Raw genomic sequence first — 18,163 nt, forward strand, 5'->3', positions numbered from 1 at the left:
GCGACAGCGGCAGCGGCAGCGGCAGCGGCAGTGACAGTGACAGCGTCAACGGGCCACGATGGCGATGTGATCCAGATACGCACCGCTTCCTCAGACGATGTTGCCCTGCTCGCCACCCTCCACCGAATCCTTCACGACGGGCACCAACGACACCGCCCCGATCTGTTCCACGACTCCCCGCAAGCGGATGCCGTCGAGGCCTTGTTCCGCGCTCAGATAGCCGATCCGTCGGTCACCGTGCTCATCGCCGGCCCGGCGGACGGCGAAGCCCTCGGGTATGCCCTCGCCCGAGTCAAGAACCCGCCCGGCAACGCGCTGATGCGCTCGGACGTCATCGTGTCCCTGGAACAAATCGCGGTGGTCCCCGATGCCGCCCGCAGCGGTGTCGGCGCGGCACTGATCGACGCCGTACGGGAAGTGGGACGCGCGGCAGGCTGCCGCCGCCTCGTCACGGACGTCTGGGACTTCAACGAGGGCGCTCGTGCGTTCTACCGGGCCGCAGGCTTCCGCCCGCTGAACACGCTCCTGGAACAGCGGCTCTGACCGGAACCCGAAGCGGACGTACGGTGGGTTTCCCGGCGAGATGATGGGGGAGGGGCCGTGGAGATCACCGTCCAGTGGATCCGGACGTCCTGGACGAAGGAGTCGCGGGGAGGGCAGGCCGCCACCCGCAGAAATGCCGTCCCCGCCGGCTTCGCGTTGCCCCATGGCGCCGCCCCCTTGGCGCATGTGGTCCGCATGCATGAGCGGGATGGCTTCGCGCCGTACGACACCCGGGAAGAGGTGAGAAAGGACGTGGTCCAGCTCCGCGAGGGCGAGGGACGGCTACGCGTATTCCCCCGGGTGCATCCGATGTTCTCGTTGCCGCCTCGGCCTCGACGGCCCCCGGCTGTGCGGATCGGGCCCGGGCAATGGGTCCGCTGGCAGCTCAACTACCGATTCAGCAGTGCGCTGGGAATCCGCGGCTGGTCGTACTGGCTGGACACGTTCAACGTCGCATACGGACCGGTGAACGCCGACGTGTTCCTGTCCGCGCCGACCGTGTTCATCGACGAGCGGGGACCGCTCCGCTAGGGCCTGTCCGGAGTCGTGATCACGCGGCGGGGAAAAGGCTTGGACGAGATGCCGCTCGGGCTTGTAGCTTGCAGTTGACCGTGACGCCGCCCAAGGAGGTGAGACCCATGAACGCTGTATCGACGTGGGTGCTCCCCCTTCCCGTCACGGCCGGCGATTGACGTAGGTGTCGCCGGGAGCGCCTCGACAACAAGGCACTCCCGAAAGGCAAAACCTATGCACTCTCTACAGTTCACCGCCGAGTCGTCGTCGAACGGCATGATCGAGCGCGACTTCACCGTGGGCGAGGTCCCCGGAGTTCTCTGGTCGCCGGCCTCCGACGCGGCCGATCGCGCGCCCCTGGTCCTGATGGGCCATGGCGGCGGCGCCCACAAGAAGCATGCCGCGATGGTGGGCCGGGCACAGAGCCTCGTGACCGGCTGCGGCTTCCATGTCGCCGTCATCGACGCGCCCGGTCACGGCGACCGGCCGCGCACCGCGTACGACGAGCGGGAGATCGCCGCGCTGCGCAAGGCACAGGCGGCGGGCGAGCCGGAAGGGCCGATCGTCGTCCGCTACAACGCCCGCCTGGCGGAGCTCGCCGTGCCCGAATACCAGGCGACCCTGGACGCCCTTCAGGAACTTCCGGAGATCGGCGCCGACGGGCCGGTGGGCTACGTCGGCATCGCCATGGGCACCGCGCTCGGGGTGCCGCTGGTGGCGGCCGAGCCCAGGATCACGGCCGCGGTCTTCGGCATGATGTGGCCCGATGCCCTGATCGAGAAGGCGCGGCAGATCACCGTCCCGGTCGAGTTCGCCATGCAGTGGGACGGTGAGCGCATCCCGCGCGAGGCCGGCCTCGCGCTGTTCGACGCGTTCGCCTCGAAGGACAAGACGCTGCACGCCGGCGCGGGCAAGCACTTCGACATGCCCAGGATCGAGGCCGAGAGCGCGGTCCGGTTCTTCGCCCGGCATCTTGGCCGGGCGGTCACCTCACCGGCCTGAAGGTGAGCGGCAGCGGCGTCCGGTCTGCCGATCGGGCGCCGCTGCCGCGGCCCGGGTGAGGCTGCGTATCCAGGCGATGGGTCCGCGTCGCTGGAGCCCGCCATGTAGCTCGCGGGCGTCTTGTCGTAGCGCGTGGCCCGGCCCCGTCACGCTCGGCTCGTGTCGATGCGGCGCTCCACCGCCTCAAGGCGCGGCGTGCGCCGTGCCGATCGGGCGCGGAGTCAGTGGCAGTGGGGGAGTTGAGATGGATGACGGTCGGTCCCTGCCGCCGGCCCGTGCCGCACGAGGAGCTTGGCAATTCTAGTTGTCGATCTCGCCTGCGGTAACTAAAGTTGTCGACATGACATCTCCTGAGATCACCGCCGCGGAACTGGCGGCACTCAACACGGCCCTCTGCGACGCCCTCAACCCACTCGCCTCGGCCATGCGCGCCCGAGCGACCGGACTTTCCGAGGAGCGCATGTGGGACGCGGACCCCGTCGAGGTGACGCTGTCGATCCTCGCTACCTGGAAGGTGGTGGACGCGCAGGTCAAAGAGTTGACCGCAATCGCTGCGAAGACCGCCGGTTCCTACGGCGCGAACTACGAACAGATGGGCGCCGCTTGGGGGATCACCCGGCAGGGCGCTCGCAAGAAGTGGCCCGATGCCATCGACAGGTCGGCAGCCGCGGACGGGGAGGCGAGCGTCATCGAACTGTTCGGTGGCAGCGCCGAATTGACGTGGGATGCGTCCTCGGGTGGCTGGCGGTGGGCCGGGCAGGCGGCCGACGGAACTCGCGTCGAAGCCGACAGCGCCCCGGGCTACGCCACGAAGGAGGAGGCTGCCGCCCATGCAGGAGCCTTTCTGAAGGACCACGTCGCCGACCGGCGCTAGGGGCCTGCGGCGCCGGGTTCGGATGCGGATGGCGCGCGGGAGGGGTGCCCGTCGAACCGGTTCCGGCATCGCCCGCCGGCCTCGTTCTCGATCGCCCGCCCCGCGCAGCGCGTTCAGCTGGGCGTGCGGACCGGCGCCTGGGGCAGCGGGTGCTTCGCCGGCGCGCCGGGGAGGCGTAGGGCGGCAGCCCACGCGACCGTCAGGGTGCAGGCGATGAGGGCGTAGGCGGCCTGGTAGCCGCCGGTGGTGTCCGTGAGGAGTCCGGTGAGGGAGGGACCGGCGAAGCCGGCGAGGCTGCCGACCGTGTTGACGCCGGCGAGGGCCGTCGCCGCGCGGGGCCCGGACAGCACGGCGGTGCACCGGCTCCACAGGACGGGGACGGCGGCCAGGCCCGCCGCCACCGTAACGGTCAGCGCGGCCAGGCTGAGGACCGGCAGATGCGAGAGCGTAGCCAGGCAGGCGGCGAGCGCGGCGGCCACGGTGGGCGCCGTAATGAGGTACGTCCTGGGGCTTGCCGGGTCGCCCATGCGGCTCCAGGCGAGCATGGCGACGGCCGCGACCACGTACGGGAGGGCGGCGAGCGCGGAGACGGCCGATGCCCCGGCGTCGGGGAAAAGGGTGGTGGTCACCTGGGGCAGAAAGAACTGCAGGGAGTACCCGGCGAAGGCCAGGCCGGCGTGCACCACGCCGAAGTGCGCGGCGCGGCCGAGCGTGGTCCGGCCCGTACAGGAGGGAGGGGCATCCTGCTTCAGCTGGGCTTCGAGCGCGGCGCGTTGGGCGGCGGTCAGCCAGGCGGCCTCGCGTGGGGTGTTGGGCAGCAGGCGGAGCGCGGCGACGCCCAGGAGGAGGGCCGGTGCCGCCTCGACCAAGATCATCGATCGCCAGCCGCTCAGACCGAAGATGCCGAAGTGCTCGATCAGCAGGCCCGAGGCGGGCAGTCCGACGATGTTGGATACGGGGATGGCCAGCATGAAGAGGGCCAGGGCGCGGGTGCGTTGCGGCGCGGGGAACCAGGCGGCCAGGTAGGCGACGACGCCGGGGAAGAAACCCGCCTCGGTCAGCCCGAGCGCGAACCGCGCCAGATACAGGCCGTGCGCGTCGGTGACGAGCGCGGTGGAGGCCGAGCAGAGGCCCCACGTGATGATCACTCCGGACAGCCAGCGGCGGGCGCCGAACCGCCGCAGCGCCACGGCCGCCGGGACCTGGCAGAGGACGTAGCCGACGAAGAAGATGCCGGCGGCGGTGCCGTAGGCGGCTGTCGTCAGCCGCAGGTCGGCGTTCATGGCCAGCGCGGCCACACCGATGTTCGCGCGGTCGATGAAGTTGACCACGTACAGCGCGAACAGCAGCGGCAGCAGCCTGCGGGTCACCGTGCGCACGGCATCCGCTCCGCCCGCGGCATTCGCTCCACCCGCCGCGTGCGCTCCGTCCGCTCTGCCGGCCGAAGCCGCCGCCGCTTTCTCGTCCTCGTGTACGTATCGCTCCACACCCGCCGTCATTGCCTGCCTCCGCTCTCCCGGTTACGGCGTTTCGCCGTTTCTCACCCAAGGAACGCGTGGACCACTGGGCAGGATGTGCGGCACAAGGCAAGGCGCAGACCCGGCAACCCGAATGGGGTGCGCGGCTGCCCCGTTCGGCGTCAGATCGCCGGTCCGCGGAAGCCGCCGATCAGGCAGCGCATCGCGGTACCCGACACGACGAGCCGCTATCTTGCGGCAGTGACCGGTTCCGCAGAGCGCCCCCTCCTCTTCCTCGACGTTGATGGACCACTCATCCCGTTCGGTGCAGCGGCGCACCCACATGCGTACAGGGGTCCGGAATTTCACCCGGGTCACGAGTCGTCAGCCCCAGGAGCGAACCCGCTTCTCGCCAGGCTCAATCCCGAGCACGGCCCCAGACTGGTGGCCCTTCCGTGCGACCTGGTCTGGGCGACCACATGGATGGCCGACGCGAACGAGTGCGTCGCGCCGCGTCTCGGGCTGGCGGCGCTGCCCGTGGTGGAGTGGCCGGAGCCGTCCGAGGACGAGGAGCGGGATGCCCGAGCGGGGCTGCACTGGAAGACGCGTCCGCTCCTCGAGTGGGCGGGGGGACGGGCGTACGCCTGGGTGGACGATGAGATCACCGACAGAGACCGGGCGTGGGTAGCCGCTCGTCATGGCGAGCGGGCCCTGCTCCACCGAGTCGATCCTCGTCTCGGACTGACCGACGCGGATTTCATCGTCCTCGACGACTGGTTGCGCAGTGTGTGAAGCGGTATGCCGGATGGAAGCGGGGTGCCGGGTGGGGGAGCGGGCGCGTCCTGGTCAGGGTCGAAGTCGGCGACGCGGTTGTCGGTGAAGGCGGCGTCGACTGTCGCTCGCCCGGGGCGCGGTCAGTGGACCCGTCGGGTCATGAAGAGCGCCCGTTCACCAGCGGACTCCGTGCCGTCGTACAGCGAGGTGTCCAGTCCGCAGAAGGCGAAGCCCATCCGGAGATAGGCGCGGATGGCGGGAGCGTTGATGTTGCTGACCTCAAGCCATACGTGCACCGCTCCGCGTTCCTTCGCGAATTCGACGGCCTGATCCATCAGGGCCCGCCCCACCCCCTTGCCGCGCCACGCCGGTGCGACCTCGATGTCACAGACGGTCAGACGCGCGTTCCACTGGTCGAAGGAGGTCTCCACAAATCCGCACAGCTCGTCCCCGTCGACGGCGACCACCGTCCGGCTCAGCTCGGGGTCGCCGTCGTCATCCGCACTGTCGCCCTCATCGGGGAAGACCTTGTGGATCGGAGGTGCCACCGGAGTCTCGCGGATCCGGAAACCCTCGTCCGTCACGGCCACTTCGAACACGCAATCCGTCGTGAACGATCCGTCGAGCCCCGCAAGGGCTTCGCTGTCCTCGGGCCGCGCCGGCCGGTAGACGATGGCCCCCGTCACGTCGGGCACCGTCGCATCGTCTGCAGTCGTCTTCATGACCTGACCGTACGACGTCCGTACGTCCGCCCGCACGAAGAGTGATCGGCTTCCGGCCGCCGAGCTGTGAGGGAAACCCGTCACGCATCCTGGCCTCGGCCCGCCCGGCCGGGCTCGGCCGCGAGGAGCGAAGGCAGACCCATCATGACAGCTCATGGGGCATTTTCGTAGGACGAAGGGCACAGCCGAGCGGCCTTGTCCGGCCGCTCTGCGCCCCCCAGACTCGCCGTCATGAATCAGTGTGCGAACGTCGATCCGGATGCGGTGCTCCGTGCGCAAACGACGCTGCTCGGATCCGGCCGAATCGGCCTCCACCAGCAGATCGATGCCTACCGGGTGCTCGCGAAGGTGAGCCCGTCGGCCTATCTGCCGCGGCTGGTCGAGGCGCTGCTGAGCCTCAGCTACGGGGAGTTCCACGACCCGCCGGAGACCTGTCTCGCGGTCCGGGCGGAGGCGGTCGGCGCGGCCCGGCAGCTGGACGCATTGGAGCCGAAACGCACCACGCTGCTCGTCGAGGCGCTGGACGCCTACCAGCGTCAGCTGTACATGCTCGGTCGGCGCACGGAGGGCTTCTCCGTGCGCGAGGAGATGGCCCGGATCGGACGGCAGGGGTTCGAGGCCGGTCAGGTGAGGAGCCCGGTGTACGGGCTCGAGCCGCTGGCGGCCGCCCTGGCGGAGGATGGACGTCACCATGAGGCGGCACGGGCCTGTGGGGAGGTCGTCGAGGCCGAGCGGGCCGAGCACGGACGGCAAGGCGCCTCTTTCTGGTCCGTGCTCGCGTGGGCGGCCGAGCTGGACGCCGCCGGTCTGCACGGTGCCGCTCTCGATACCTTCAGGGAACTGGTGGCCACCACCCGCGAGGAGCTCGAAGAGGGCCGCACTTCGCTGGCCAATCTGCTGTGGGAGCTGGTCCGATTCTCCCAGATGCTGGACGCCCAGGGGCGGCTCGACGAGGCTCGTTCGGCGCGGCGGGAGGCCGGTGCCCTGCTGGCCGAGCTGGCCGAGAGCGGTGAGCGCAAGAGCTGGAGCAACATCCTCGCGTGGTGGGCGGTCCTGCTGGGGCTTTCGGGGCGAGCGCACGAGCAGTCGGCGCCCGGTGCGCCGGCGCCGCCGTTCGGCCTGTATCAGGGCTGGTCGCCCGACGTGCGGCAGCAGTACTACGACGGCCGCGCCGAGCTCGAAGAAGCGATCGCGGTCCTCGTCCCCCTGGCCGCGGCAGAGCCTCGAAGCCATCTTGCCGAACTGGTCACATTGCAACGCAGGCTGACGATCCGTTCGGCGCTCTACTGGGAGAGACAAACCCACCGGATCCTGGAACGGCTGCAGCCGCTGTTCGACGAGGGCGTGGTGCTCGCCCGCCGCCTCGCCGCATGCGACGAGGGCCAGGGGACTGCCGCGCTCGCCGGAGCCCTGACCGACAGGTCGACCTTGCTCGTCGCGGGCAAGCGCTACGCCGAGGCGCTGGCCGACTTCAAGGAGGCCGCCGAGCTGGTGAGTTGAGGCCGATCCGTCCCGCTCCGCTTGTCCGGAGCGTCGGTCGGCAGGGCATACCCCGTCGGCAGGGCATACCCCGTACGTCACCTAGCGGCTGCCGTACGGGGTGCCCGTGGCGCGAAGCGAGGGCCGTCAAGGTCAGTGATCCGGCCGTTGGGGCTCGGCTTCCGGACAGGGCGGCGCCCGTCAACAGGCTGGTCGCTCCGGCACCGTTACAACGGAAGTCCCGAACCCAGGAGGCGGCTTCATGAATCTCGGGACGACAGGAATCTGGAGCTGGGCGTTCACCCACGGGGACCGGGCCGAGGCGCGGGATGCCGCGGCGGAGGTCGAGGAGCTCGGCTACGGAGCGATCTGGCTGGGTGGCACACCGGGCGGCAACCCCCGAGGGGATCTGGTCACGGCGGCCGACATCCTGGCGGCGACCCACCAGGTCACCGTGGCGACCGGGTGCGTGTCGATCTGGGACACCGCACCGGAACGCCTGGCCGCCGCCTACCGGGCGCTGCCGCCGCGGCAGAGGGCCCGGCTCCTGGTGGGACTCGGCGTCAGCCACGCCGATTTCGTCGACGGCTACCGCGACCCGTATCAGGCACTGCGTCATTACCTGGATGCGTTGGACACCGTGCCCGCTCCGCTGCCGCCGGCCGCGCGGATCGTCGGTGCGCACGGGCCGCAGATGACCCGGCTGGCCGGCGAGAAGTCCGCCGGAGCGCATCCCTTCCTGGTCAGCCCGGCGCATACCGCGTGGGCCAGGTCGGTGCTGGGCGATGGCCCGCTGCTGGCGCTGGAGCAGGCCGTCATCCTGCACACCGACGCCGAAACGGCCCGCGCCGAGGCCAGGGCGATGCTTGCTCCCTACCTGAAACTCGACAACTACCGCGCCGCCTGGCTCCGTAGGGGATTCGCATCCGAGGACCTGAGCGGCGGCGGCAGCAACCAGCTGATCGACGCGCTGTTCGCCTGGGGAAAGCCGGACGACGTCGCCGCTCGGCTCGCCGAGCACCGCCGGGCCGGAGCCGACCACATCGCCGTCCACGTGGTCACTGCTGACCCCGGGACCTTCTCCCGTCCGGCATGGCGTGCGCTCGCCGCGGCCCTGCTCTGAGCGGACAGGTCATCCGTCCGAGGCGCAGTCGCTGCCGAGGCCGCGCCCGCGGCGCCGGGGGAGTCCGGCAGATGCGGGGCGGCCACCCGGCGTGACGCGTCAGAGGGCCGGATCCCGGTGGGTGGGGCGCCCGTCGAGGACGGTGAGCAGTACGGGCAGGTCGGGAAGGTCGGTGGCGGGGGTGGTGAGCGGGTTGTCCGCGTAGACCGTGAGGTCGGCGCGGTGGCCGACGGCGAGGCGGCCGGCCTGGAGTTCCTCGCCCGCGGCGTAGGCGGTGTTGCTGGTCATGGCCTGGAGGGCTTCCAGGGCGGTCAGCGCCTGTTCGGGGCCGTGCGGGGGCTGGGTGAGATCGCGGCTGGGGCGGCGGTGGCGGGCCCCGGCCATCACGGCCAGCGGGGGGTAGGGGGCGATGGGCCAGTCGGAGCCGAGGACGACCGTGGCGCCGGAGTCCCACAGGTCGCGGCAGCGCCAGGCGCGCAGGGCCCGCTCCTCGCCGAGGCGGCGCGACCAGTTGTCGGTGTGGTCGGCCCGGGTGAAGTCGCAGCAGTGGGTGGGCTGCATGGACGCGATGACGCCGAGGCCGGCGAAGCGGCGCAGGGTGTCGTCGGGCACCGTCTCGATGTGCTCGATCCGGTGCCGGACCCCGCGATCCCCTGTGGCCCGGGCCTTCTCGACGGAGTCGAGGACGTGCCGGACGGCGGCGTCCCCGATGGCGTGGGTGGCGGTGGGCACCCCGGCCCGGTGGAGCTCACCGATGGCGTGGGTGTAGGCGGCGGGGTCGGGCCAGAAGGCGTGTGTGGACTCGCCGTGGCAGTCGGGGCGTTCCAGCCAGGCGGTGCCGTTGTCGATGGTGCCGTCCATGAAGAGCTTGACGCCGTCGACGCGCCAGAGCCCGCCGCCGGTGCCCTGCTGCTCGATGAGGGTACGCAGCGCGTCGGCGTCGGTGCCGGGCTGGCACCACGGCGCGATCCGCAGCCGCAGCGGCAGCTCGCCGGCCTCGTCGAGTTCGGCGTAGAGCGCGAGGGTTTCGCCGTTGGCGTCCATGGCGTGGCCGCCGGTGAGTCCGGCGGCGGCCATGCCGCGCAGCGCGGCGGCGAGGCGGGCGCGGCGCTCCGCGTGCGTGGGCTGGGGGGCGGCGCGCTCGACGAGTTCGCAGGCGGCGTCCTCCAGCAGCAGTCCGGTCGGCCGGCCCCGGTCGTCGCAGACGACCTCGGCCGCCTGCTCGAAGTTGCGCGGCCCATCGATGCCGGCGAGTTCGAGTGCCCGGGGGCTGGCCAGCATGGAGTGGGCGTCGAAGAGCTGCAACAGGGCCGGGATGCCGTCGAGTACGGGCGCCAGGGCGGCGGCTTCGACGGGCCGGTCCCCAAAGACGTTCGGGTCCAGGCCCCATCCGTGCAGCCACGCTCCGGGGGCGAGGTTCCGGGCCTCGCGGGCCAGGGCCTCGCGCACGGCGTCGAGGTCGGTGCAGCCCGACAGGTCCAGTCCGTGGGTCAGTTCGGCGCCGGACACCGGGTGGAGGTGTCCGTCGACCAGACCGGGGGTCACCACCGCCCCCTTGAGGTTGATCACCGTGGTCGAGGCGTCCGCGAGCGAGCGTATCCGGCGGTCGTCGCCCAAGGCGGTGATCTGCCCTCCGGAGACGGCCAGGGCGGTCTCCGGCAGCAGCTGACCGGTGGCCGGGTCGAGCAGCCGGGCGGAGAGCAGGACGAGGGGGGCCCGCCCTGCTCGCGCGGCGTCGACGGCTTGGGGGAGGGGGCGCACAGCGGCTCCTTGGGAGAGGGGTCGGTTCGGGGTGGTCGGTTACCCGGCAGCGGGACGGTCGTCGGCTGCGGGTGATGCAGGGGTGGCCGCGGTGCTCGCGCCGGGCTCGTCCGCGGGGCGCAGGAGCGTGCCGCTCGGCAGGCCGAGTTCGCGTTCCGCGGTGGTGACGGCCATCTGCGTCACCGCGGGCGGACGGTTGCTGGTGTCGGTGTTGGCGTGGGCGCCGAGGCCGTCGAGGACGACCAGGATCTGGATGCTGGTCACATCGGGACGGTCCGTACGGAACTCGTCCCGCTCGACGCCCTCGCGGATGAGGCCCTCCAGCCGCCCACGCCAGGCGGCCTCCTGCTCGCCGACCCGGTCGCGGAGAAGGGGCCGGTAGCGGCTGAGGTGCCGGGCGTTGATCCAGAGCCGGCTGATGTCGTCGTACGCCTCTCCCATCGCATGTGCGAAGAAACGGGTGAGGTACTGGGTGGGGGTCCCGTCGGGTCGGTCGGCCGGCAGAAGCGTATCGAGTTCGACGCCGGCGGCGGTGCCGAACGCCTCGGCGACGAGGTTCTCGACCGCGGGGAAGTAGTGACTGATCAGCCCCGGGCGGACGTCGAGCTGTTCGCCGATCCGCCGCAGAGTGATGCACTCCAGACCCTCGGTGAGGGCGACCGTGGCCGCCGCGTCGACGATTTCCGCACGTCGGTCGGCCGGAGATTTCCGAATTCGCTTGCGCTGGATGCTTGACGACATAACCGCGATGCTATTGAGTGTGCGACCAATAAGCAACCAGGCGGGCACGACCAGCACCCGGAGGGCTCCATGGCTTCCACGACTCCCGACCCGAACCCAGGCGAAGCCGGCAGACACGACACGCCGCCGTCCTCGGACCGGGCGGGCCGTATCGAGGCCCACGGCATCGATCACATTCCCGATCGGGAACGTCACGGCCGTGCGCGGGAGCTGTTCGCCGTCTGGGCGGCGGCGAACGTCAACTACCTGAGCCTGGTGGTCGGCGGCGCGCTCATACTCATGGGTCTGAGCCTGTGGCAGGCGCTCGTGGTGATCGTGGTGGGCAACCTCTTCTGGGTACTGGTCGGCCTGCTGGCCGTCCCGGGCCCGGCCTCCGGAACGCCCAGTGAAGTGATCATGCGGGCCATGTTCGGCGTCCGCGGCAACCGCGTGAACATCGCGGTCACCGGCTGGGGCATCTGCATCTGTTACATCGCCCTCAACCTGGCGGCGGCCGCGCTCGCCGCCTTCTCCCTCGTCGAGAAGGCCGGTATCGCACCCAACACGGGCGTCAAGATCGCCGTCGTGGTGGTCATCGCCGCGCTCACCCTGGCCATCAGCGTCTACGGCCACGCCACGATCGTGAAGCTCTACCTCCCGATCACCGTGGTCCTCACCGTGGCGTTCGCCGTCGTCGCCGTGAGCGTGCTCGGCCACGCCGACTTCGGCTACGAGCCCGCCCACCCGCTGACCGGCGCCGGCTTGTGGGCGGCCCTCGCGGGCGGCGTCACCCTCATCGCCTCGGGTCCGCTCTCGTACACCAACAGCGCCGACTTCTCCCGCTACCTGCCCCGCACCACCTCCCCGAAGTCGATCGTGGCCTGGACCGCGCTCGGCGGCTTCCTGCCGAGCGTCGTCGTCTGCTCACTGGGCGCGGTCGCCGCGACCGCGGTCGACATGACCGACCCGCAGACCGCCCTGGAAGCGATCCTGCCCGGCTGGTTCACCCCGGTCTTCCTGCTCGCCCTGGTGCTGGGCACCATCGCCATCAACGCGATGACCGCCTACAGCTCCGGCCTCGCCCTCCAGGCCATCGGCGTCCGCCTCCGCCGCTCCCTGACCGTCGTCGTCGACGGAGTCCTCGCCGTCGCCGTGACCCTGTACGCGCTGCTGGTGTCCAACTTCCTGGACACCGTCAGCAACGTCCTCCAGCTGACGGTCGTCCTGCTCGGCCCCAGCACCGCCATCTACGCCACCGACATCCTGCTGCGCCGCAACCGTTACGACGGGCCCGCGCTGACCGACGAGACCGCCGGCAGCCCCTTCTGGTTCACGGCCGGCGTCAACTGGGCCGGTGCGCTCGCCCTCACGGCGGGCACCGCCGCGGCCGCGCTCTGCGTGAACACCCTCTACACCGGCCCGCTCGCCCGCGTCCTGGGCGGACTGGACCTCGCGCTGCCCGTCGGCATGATCGTGGCATCGGCGGTCTACGCGCTCATGATGCGGCGCGCACGCTCCGGGCTCGGCGCTCCGACGCCGGCCTGAGCCGATGCGGGGAGCTGCGGGTCGTGGGGGCGCGTCCGAGGGATTGCGTCCCCGAGAGGCCCGGCGCGGCCGAGTGACGTGCCGTTGCCGACGGGGTGGCGCTCGGCCTCCCCGCGCCTGTCCCTGAGCGCGGGTGTGCCTACACGTCGGGGCGGGCCGGACAGCGATGTCCGGCCCGCCCGCTCTTGGCGACGTGCTGGGTCAGAAGGGCTTGGTCGGCAGGTACTTGCCGTCCAGGGTGATGACGGCGCGCTCGCCGCCCTCGGGGTCGGCCACCTTCTTGACGTCCAGCTTGAAGTTGATCGCGCTGATGATGCCATCGCCGAACTGCTCGTGGACCAGGGCCTTGAGCGTGGTGCCGTAGACCTGAAGCATCTCGTAGAAGCGGTAGATGGTCGGGTCGGTGGGGATGCCGCCGGGGATCGAGCCGCGGGTCGGGATCGTCTGCAGCAGCATCACCGCGTCGTCGTCCAGACCCAGGAGCTCGCCGACGGCCCTCGCGGCGTCGGCCGGCAGCGCGTGCTGGCCGAGGACGGCGGCGGTGACGAAGGCGACCGACAGCCCGGCGGCATCGGCGATCTGCTGCCAGGACAGGTCCTTGCGGGTCTTGGACTCGACGGCGGCAATGGCCAGGGCCTGACGGGCGGCGGGGTCGAACTGAGCGTGCACCATGAGAGGGCTTCCTTTCTGTGTGCCGCTACCCGGCGAGGGGAGCGGCGGTTCCTGGGGTGGGTGGTGAGGCCGGGAGCGATGCCACGGCCGGGATCGGGGAGGGAGGAGCAGGTCAGGCGGTGAGCGCGGTGCCGTCGCCGGTGGCGGGGTCGACCGCCGAGACGGTGCCCGTGGCGATGTCGAAGACCCAGCCGTGCAGGGTGACGGTCCGCGCGGCGAGAGCGCGGGCGACCGACGGATGGGTGGCCAGATTGGCCAGCTGCGCGAGCACGTTCTGGTGCACCAGCGCGTCCACCGTGCCCGTGCCGGTGCCCGCGCCGGTCGCGGCCCCGGCGACGGCCGCACGGGCTCGGGCGGCGTCCGCATGCCGCAGCCAGCCGGCGACCGCGGGCGCGGCCGTCAGGTCATGGCCCTCGGCCAGGGCGGTCATCGCGCCGCAGGCGGAGTGTCCGCAGACCACGATGTCGGACACGCCCAGCACCGCGACGGCGTACTCGATGCTTGCCGCGATTCCGTCGGCGGCGGGGCTGTGGGCCGGGACGAGGTTGCCGGCGGTGCGGACCACGAACAGCTGCCCTGGTTCGCTGCCGCAGAGCAGCTCCGGCACGACGCGGGCGTCGGAGCAGCCGATGAACAGCGTCGTCGGACGGTGATTGTCGGCGAGGTGGGCGAAGAGTTCCGCCTTGGCGGGGAAGACATCCCGCTGGAAGCGTTGGACTCCCTCGGCGAGGTCTTGCATGGTGACTCCCTTCGATGGAGGTCGGCCCGTGGGCTGACGAGATCCACCATGCATGACCTGTGCCTATAGCGTCCAAGACGTAATAGCCATGAGGGCTATCGATGGCATCTATAGTTGGGGTCATGGCCGTGGAACTGCGTCATCTGCGTTATCTGCTCGCCGTGGCCGAACACGGCAGCTTCACCCGTGCCGCCGAAGACCTGCGCATCTCCCAGCCCACGCTGTCCCAGCAGATCAAGCAGCTGGAGCGCGGCGTGGGGGCGCAGCTGCTGGACCGCACCGGCCGCGCCGTGCGGCTCACCGATGCCGGCGAGACCTATGTGCACTACGCCCGCCGCGCGCTGCGCGACCTGGCCGCCGCCGAACGCGCCGTCGCCGACGTCCAGGACCTCTCCCGGGGCAGCCTGCGGCTGGCGGTGACCCCGACCTTCACCGCCTACCTGGTCGGCCCCCTGGTCGCCGAACTGCACAGCCGTCATCCCGGCATCACCCTGGACGTCAAGGAGATGACGCAGGACCGCATCGAGTCGGCCCTGCTGGCCGACGAACTCGACCTTGGCATCGCCTTTCACGGCCCCCACCTGCCAGGTATCGCCGCCACCGCGCTGTTCGCCGAAGCCCTCGTCCTCGTCTCCGGGGCTCACCACCCCGGCGCCGACCGCGACCGGCCGCTGCCCGTCAAGGCCCTAGCGCAGCAGCAACTCGCCTTGCTCAGCGGTGACTTCGCCACCCGTGCCCACATCGACGCCTATTTCGCCCAGGAACGCATCAGCCCCCGCATCGTGGTGGAGGCCAACTCCATCCAGGCCCTCACCGAGATCGTCCGGCGCACCCCGCTGGCCACCGTCCTGCCCGACGCCCTCACCCACGATCACCCCTACCTCCGCCCCATCCCCCTCGACCCGCCCCTTCCGCAACGCACCGTCACCCTCCTGCGCCGCGAGACCGCCTACCACAGCGCCGCCTCCCGCGCCTTCACCTACCTCACCCGACAATTCATTAACACCCTCGGGTGCACGCCGGTTGCCTGACGCCGCATCAGCCCGAGAGCTCACCGCACCGAGCCTGATGGAACGGGCCGGGCGAGGGGAAGCGGGTTGCCCTGCCCTCGCGCCGTCCCCCCTGTTCAGAGGCCGGAACGACGCGAGCGCGCTGGGCACGGCCGACGGCTCAGAAGTCGTCCGCGCCGTTGCGGAGTCCGGGTCCCACGCGCCGCACCGGGCCCCAGTCACGCCATCCGGTCGGTCGGCTCGGGCGGGCTCGCCGAGGAGCCCGGCCATCGAGCGGCAACGGCGGACCCCGTCAGGGCCCGGTACTGGCTGGGGGACATCCCCACCGCACCGCGGAAGGCGCGGCTGAAGTCGGCGGCCCGGGGAAATCCCCAGCGAGCGGCGATGGCATGGACGGTGAGGTGCCGCAGGCCGGGGTCGGCCAGATCGCGTCGGCAGCGGTCCACCCGCCGGCCTTTGATGTAGGCGCTGACGGAGGTGTTGTGCTGCTGGAAGAGCCGGTGCAGCGACCGCAGCGACAGCCCGTGCACCGACGCCACTGCGGTGGGCCCCAGCTCCGGGGAGCGCAGGTTCTGATCGATGAATGAGGTGATCCGCAGGAACAGGACCTGCTGCGGCGACCGCAGCGGCACGGCTGCGTCCTCGTCGAGGTGGTGGGCCAGCACGGCCGTGGCCAGATCGAGCGCCGTATGGCCCAGACGCGCCAGGTCACCCGGGCCGTACGCCGCATGCTCGTCGACCAAGGCGGCCATGAACTGCGCGAAGAGACGGCCGACGCCCTTCGTCCCCGAAAGCGGCACCGCCAGGAGCCGCGCCACCTTCGCCTCCGGCAGCGGCAGCAGCCGCTTGGGGAACTGCAACAGCAACGACGCGGACCCCGCTCGGCAACCGTCGCCGGCCACGGCTTCAAAAGGGCGCGAGCTGTCGTAGAAGACCAGCTCACCGGGCCCGAGACGGGCGTGGTTTCCGGCCTGCTCGATTCCCTGGCTCCCGCTGCGGACAAGCGCGATCTGATACTGCTCGGGATCCGACTGCCGGATCATCGCGGGCGTCCGCTGCGACACCAACGGCCCGTAGGACATCGCCGTCACCTGGGGAGACCCCAAGGACATGGTCCGCAGGCACGCGTCAAAGGTGCCCGGATCCACCAGCTTGAGCTTCGTGGTCACCAGCGCCTGCGCCGTGGTCTCCCTCCAGGCCGCGGCGCGCTCTTGGGCAGGTAGCCAAGCACTGTCGAACACCGTCTCCACAACAACCCCCCGTATACGGCGATGCGGCCGGCCCGGCCTCCCGCAGCGCCCACGCGAACCCATCCGGCGCTGTACGCCAACAACATGGCGCTCACCGCCAACGACGCCCCGGGGTGGAGACGGCAGCATGTGTACATCCATGGCGGCCGGTTGCGACCACCCGGTCGTCATGTTGGCGCAACACCCGACCAAAGGGGGAAGATTCATGAAATTCGCCAACAGCCGCAAGGGCCCGATGCTGCGCAGCAGCCTGGCGACCGCGGCCGCGACGACCGTCCTGCTCGGCGCCGCGCTGACGGGCTTCGCCGCAACGGCCGACGCCGCACCGCAGCCGTCGGCTCGTACCCAAGCCGGCGCCGCGGCAGTGAGCCAGGCCGCCAACAGCGACGCCTCGGCCATGAGGACGGGGTGGAGCTTCTACCGCGCGTACTGGACCAAGTCCGCGTGCGTGTCCGAGGGCAAGCGGGGCAAGGCCAAGGGCTGGTGGTCCGGCTACAGCTGCAACAGGGAACAGGGCAACGACGGCAAGATGAAGTGGTTCCTGTACGTCTACAACCGGGTGGGTGGCTGACCGGTCCCGAGGACCGTCTGACCTGAACCCTCCCTGGCGGCCCGTCACTTCATGTGGCGGGCCGCCGCAGCATGCCTCCTGCGGAGCCGATCCGCCCGCGCCGCGGACACGGGGAAGCGACTGCGGCGCCCGACCTGACCGACCGAGTCGCGCCACCCTGCCGTCCTCCACCAGGATGTCGGGGAGCCACCCCTCAGCCGGAAGGATCACCCCCCCATGCCCGCACCGATACGCCGGACCAGCAGCACCGTCGATGTGGACGCCACCTCCGTCGACCTGTGCGGGGAGACGCTGTGCGTCGAGTTCGAGCCGGAATGGACCGGCAACGGCCTGGTCGAGGCCGACCCCGAGGGCGACGGGGTCCGCATCCTGACCGGCCAGGAGATCGGCCGGATCCACGTCACCGCCCAACTGTGGGACGGACCGCCACCCCTGTCCGACGACATCGACACCTGGCAGGACATCGCCGAAGTCTCCGCCGCCTGGCGCTCCGCGTTCCTCGACTTCGGCACCACCGGCACCGCCGAGGACCCGGCGCAGCGGATCTCCCTTCCCGGCCCGGGGAGCTACCGGCTGCGCGTCCATGGACGCCATCGCGACGACGGCGACCCACGCGAGGACTGCGATCCGCTGGAGGAGTACCTGATCCAAATCTGGCCGGCACCGCAGGCCGTGGACCGCGTCATCAAGACGACCAGCAGCACCGCCGCCCTGTGGATGCGCCCAGAGTGATGACGTGCGAGGCCGGCGCGGCAAGCCCTGACGTCGCGGGATGAGCAGCTTCGCCACGCACCGCAGACGGGTCTTCGACGAGAGCCTGCCGGCCCGCATCCGGCATACGAACCTGCGGTCGTGCCTCGTGCACTTCGCGCCCTACGGCTTCCGCGCCACGTATCACCACCTTTCCCTCAGCGCGCGGATCCCGAAGAACACGGAGAGGGACCCGAACTCCCTCATCCACGCGGCCGAGGAGCTCCATCACGCCCGGCAGCTCTGGCTCGCTGGCGTGCGGGCGCAGGCCGCCAGGCGCCGAGCGGCCAAAGCTCGTGGCTGCCGCCGGCCGCAACCTGACGACTCCTGGCGCGGCTGGCAGCGCGGGTGGGCGAACATCGCCTACTGCCCCGATCCGACAAGGCACCCCCGCGAACCACTGCCGAGGGTGGTCGAGCGGGTGCTTCGTTCACCGGCCCCACCTGGTGAAGGACATGCGCCGATATGCCGCGATTGCGGGTACCAGGACGACACCACGGCCTGGTACGACGGCGCCTACCGGATGCATCAGCTGTGCAGCGGGTGCGGCGTCAGCTTGGCGGTGCGACGGGCCGACGCACGCGACCCGCGGGTGCACTGACCTCGGCAGCTGGATCGCGTACGGGGGCGAACGGTGGCCAGAGGTGGGGCCGGTCCG

Annotated in this window: 19 protein-coding genes; 12 read left to right on the forward strand and 7 right to left on the reverse strand. The window is 71.1% G+C overall.

The window, feature by feature from the left end; translation table 11 throughout:
* Positions 1 to 66: 66 nt before the first annotated feature.
* The 4 genes from AC5677_RS39825 (at position 67) to AC5677_RS39840 (ending at position 2,932) form a co-directional block, all read left to right on the forward strand.
* Positions 67 to 543 carry a GNAT family N-acetyltransferase gene (locus AC5677_RS39825; RefSeq protein ID WP_497192720.1) on the forward strand — a complete coding sequence of 159 codons (477 nt, stop codon included), beginning with the start codon at positions 67 to 69 and terminating at the stop codon, positions 541 to 543.
* Between the two features lie 57 nt (positions 544 to 600).
* A complete protein-coding gene (locus AC5677_RS39830; RefSeq protein WP_497192721.1) occupies positions 601 to 1,074 on the forward strand; it encodes a hypothetical protein in 474 nt (157 codons plus the stop codon).
* A gap of 216 nt (positions 1,075 to 1,290) precedes the next feature.
* Positions 1,291 to 2,058 carry an alpha/beta fold hydrolase gene (locus AC5677_RS39835; protein ID WP_497192722.1) on the forward strand — a complete coding sequence of 256 codons (768 nt, stop codon included), beginning with the start codon at positions 1,291 to 1,293 and terminating at the stop codon, positions 2,056 to 2,058.
* A gap of 340 nt (positions 2,059 to 2,398) precedes the next feature.
* Positions 2,399 to 2,932, forward strand: a complete 534-nt coding sequence (locus AC5677_RS39840) for a hypothetical protein (protein WP_497192723.1) — start codon at positions 2,399 to 2,401, stop codon at positions 2,930 to 2,932.
* A 113-nt stretch (positions 2,933 to 3,045) separates the two neighbouring features.
* Here AC5677_RS39840 and AC5677_RS39845 read toward each other — a convergent pair whose 3' ends face one another.
* Positions 3,046 to 4,311, reverse strand: coding sequence for an MFS transporter (locus AC5677_RS39845; RefSeq protein ID WP_497192724.1), 1,266 nt, complete (start codon positions 4,309 to 4,311; stop codon positions 3,046 to 3,048).
* A gap of 339 nt (positions 4,312 to 4,650) precedes the next feature.
* On the opposite strand from AC5677_RS39845, the gene AC5677_RS39850 reads away from it, so the two are divergent.
* Entirely contained in the window at positions 4,651 to 5,181 is a 531-nt protein-coding gene (locus AC5677_RS39850) for an HAD domain-containing protein (RefSeq protein WP_497192725.1), read from the forward strand.
* Between the two features lie 122 nt (positions 5,182 to 5,303).
* On the opposite strand, the gene AC5677_RS39855 is transcribed toward AC5677_RS39850, so the two are convergent.
* Positions 5,304 to 5,885 (reverse strand): GNAT family N-acetyltransferase, encoded by a 582-nt coding sequence (locus tag AC5677_RS39855; RefSeq protein WP_497192726.1) that lies wholly within the window; start codon positions 5,883 to 5,885, stop codon positions 5,304 to 5,306.
* A 231-nt stretch (positions 5,886 to 6,116) separates the two neighbouring features.
* Here AC5677_RS39855 and AC5677_RS39860 point away from each other — a divergent pair, with 231 nt between their 5' ends.
* Positions 6,117 to 7,385 (forward strand): hypothetical protein, encoded by a 1,269-nt coding sequence (locus AC5677_RS39860; protein ID WP_497192727.1) that lies wholly within the window; start codon positions 6,117 to 6,119, stop codon positions 7,383 to 7,385.
* A gap of 241 nt (positions 7,386 to 7,626) precedes the next feature.
* Positions 7,627 to 8,487, forward strand: coding sequence for a TIGR03620 family F420-dependent LLM class oxidoreductase (locus tag AC5677_RS39865; protein ID WP_497192728.1), 861 nt, complete (start codon positions 7,627 to 7,629; stop codon positions 8,485 to 8,487).
* A gap of 99 nt (positions 8,488 to 8,586) precedes the next feature.
* Here AC5677_RS39865 and AC5677_RS39870 read toward each other — a convergent pair whose 3' ends face one another.
* Positions 8,587 to 10,248: an amidohydrolase gene (locus AC5677_RS39870; RefSeq protein WP_497192729.1), complete on the reverse strand. Its 1,662-nt coding sequence runs from the start codon at positions 10,246 to 10,248 to the stop codon at positions 8,587 to 8,589.
* A 39-nt stretch (positions 10,249 to 10,287) separates the two neighbouring features.
* Positions 10,288 to 10,989 (reverse strand): TetR/AcrR family transcriptional regulator, encoded by a 702-nt coding sequence (locus AC5677_RS39875; RefSeq protein WP_497192730.1) that lies wholly within the window; start codon positions 10,987 to 10,989, stop codon positions 10,288 to 10,290.
* Positions 10,990 to 11,058: 69 nt separating this feature from the next.
* On the opposite strand from AC5677_RS39875, the gene AC5677_RS39880 reads away from it, so the two are divergent.
* Positions 11,059 to 12,513 (forward strand): purine-cytosine permease family protein, encoded by a 1,455-nt coding sequence (locus tag AC5677_RS39880; RefSeq protein ID WP_497192731.1) that lies wholly within the window; start codon positions 11,059 to 11,061, stop codon positions 12,511 to 12,513.
* Between the two features lie 201 nt (positions 12,514 to 12,714).
* Here AC5677_RS39880 and cynS read toward each other — a convergent pair whose 3' ends face one another.
* Positions 12,715 to 13,185, reverse strand: coding sequence for a cyanase (cynS, locus tag AC5677_RS39885; protein ID WP_497192732.1), 471 nt, complete (start codon positions 13,183 to 13,185; stop codon positions 12,715 to 12,717).
* Positions 13,186 to 13,297: 112 nt separating this feature from the next.
* Positions 13,298 to 13,924, reverse strand: a complete 627-nt coding sequence (locus AC5677_RS39890) for a carbonic anhydrase (protein WP_497192733.1) — start codon at positions 13,922 to 13,924, stop codon at positions 13,298 to 13,300.
* Between the two features lie 122 nt (positions 13,925 to 14,046).
* On the opposite strand from AC5677_RS39890, the gene cynR reads away from it, so the two are divergent.
* Positions 14,047 to 14,955 (forward strand): transcriptional regulator CynR, encoded by a 909-nt coding sequence (cynR, locus tag AC5677_RS39895; protein WP_497192734.1) that lies wholly within the window; start codon positions 14,047 to 14,049, stop codon positions 14,953 to 14,955.
* A gap of 197 nt (positions 14,956 to 15,152) precedes the next feature.
* Here the strand turns inward: cynR and AC5677_RS39900 are convergent, their stop codons facing one another.
* The gene (locus tag AC5677_RS39900) at positions 15,153 to 16,175 is read right to left on the reverse strand and encodes an AraC-like ligand-binding domain-containing protein (RefSeq protein WP_497192735.1); all 1,023 of its coding nucleotides are present in this window, start codon (positions 16,173 to 16,175) and stop codon (positions 15,153 to 15,155) included.
* A 214-nt stretch (positions 16,176 to 16,389) separates the two neighbouring features.
* Between AC5677_RS39900 and AC5677_RS39905 the strand changes: the two genes are divergently transcribed.
* From AC5677_RS39905 to AC5677_RS39915, 3 genes are all read left to right on the forward strand, one after another.
* The gene (locus AC5677_RS39905) at positions 16,390 to 16,755 is read left to right on the forward strand and encodes a hypothetical protein (protein ID WP_497192736.1); all 366 of its coding nucleotides are present in this window, start codon (positions 16,390 to 16,392) and stop codon (positions 16,753 to 16,755) included.
* Positions 16,756 to 16,971: 216 nt separating this feature from the next.
* Entirely contained in the window at positions 16,972 to 17,487 is a 516-nt protein-coding gene (locus tag AC5677_RS39910; RefSeq protein WP_497192737.1) for a hypothetical protein, read from the forward strand.
* 40 nt (positions 17,488 to 17,527) lie between these two features.
* Positions 17,528 to 18,106, forward strand: coding sequence for a hypothetical protein (locus AC5677_RS39915; RefSeq protein WP_497192738.1), 579 nt, complete (start codon positions 17,528 to 17,530; stop codon positions 18,104 to 18,106).
* Positions 18,107 to 18,163 lie beyond the last annotated feature (57 nt).

This window comes from Streptomyces sp. JLSY215 (assembly GCF_059682825.1).

Bases quoted from the DNA above. Each gene is read 5' to 3' on its own strand.
- AC5677_RS39835 (WP_497192722.1), top strand. From the start codon at position 1,291: ATGCACTCTCTACAGTTCACCGCCGAGTCGTCGTCGAACGGCATGATC.
- AC5677_RS39840 (WP_497192723.1), top strand. From the start codon at position 2,399: ATGACATCTCCTGAGATCACCGCCGCGGAACTGGCGGCACTCAACACG.
- AC5677_RS39855 (WP_497192726.1), bottom strand. From the start codon at position 5,885: ATGAAGACGACTGCAGACGATGCGACGGTGCCCGACGTGACGGGGGCC.
- AC5677_RS39860 (WP_497192727.1), top strand. From the start codon at position 6,117: ATGAATCAGTGTGCGAACGTCGATCCGGATGCGGTGCTCCGTGCGCAA.
- AC5677_RS39865 (WP_497192728.1), top strand. From the start codon at position 7,627: ATGAATCTCGGGACGACAGGAATCTGGAGCTGGGCGTTCACCCACGGG.
- AC5677_RS39875 (WP_497192730.1), bottom strand. From the start codon at position 10,989: ATGTCGTCAAGCATCCAGCGCAAGCGAATTCGGAAATCTCCGGCCGAC.
- AC5677_RS39880 (WP_497192731.1), top strand. From the start codon at position 11,059: ATGGCTTCCACGACTCCCGACCCGAACCCAGGCGAAGCCGGCAGACAC.
- cynS (WP_497192732.1), bottom strand. From the start codon at position 13,185: ATGGTGCACGCTCAGTTCGACCCCGCCGCCCGTCAGGCCCTGGCCATT.
- AC5677_RS39890 (WP_497192733.1), bottom strand. From the start codon at position 13,924: ATGCAAGACCTCGCCGAGGGAGTCCAACGCTTCCAGCGGGATGTCTTC.
- cynR (WP_497192734.1), top strand. From the start codon at position 14,047: ATGGCCGTGGAACTGCGTCATCTGCGTTATCTGCTCGCCGTGGCCGAA.
- AC5677_RS39905 (WP_497192736.1), top strand. From the start codon at position 16,390: ATGAAATTCGCCAACAGCCGCAAGGGCCCGATGCTGCGCAGCAGCCTG.
- AC5677_RS39910 (WP_497192737.1), top strand. From the start codon at position 16,972: ATGCCCGCACCGATACGCCGGACCAGCAGCACCGTCGATGTGGACGCC.
- AC5677_RS39915 (WP_497192738.1), top strand. From the start codon at position 17,528: ATGAGCAGCTTCGCCACGCACCGCAGACGGGTCTTCGACGAGAGCCTG.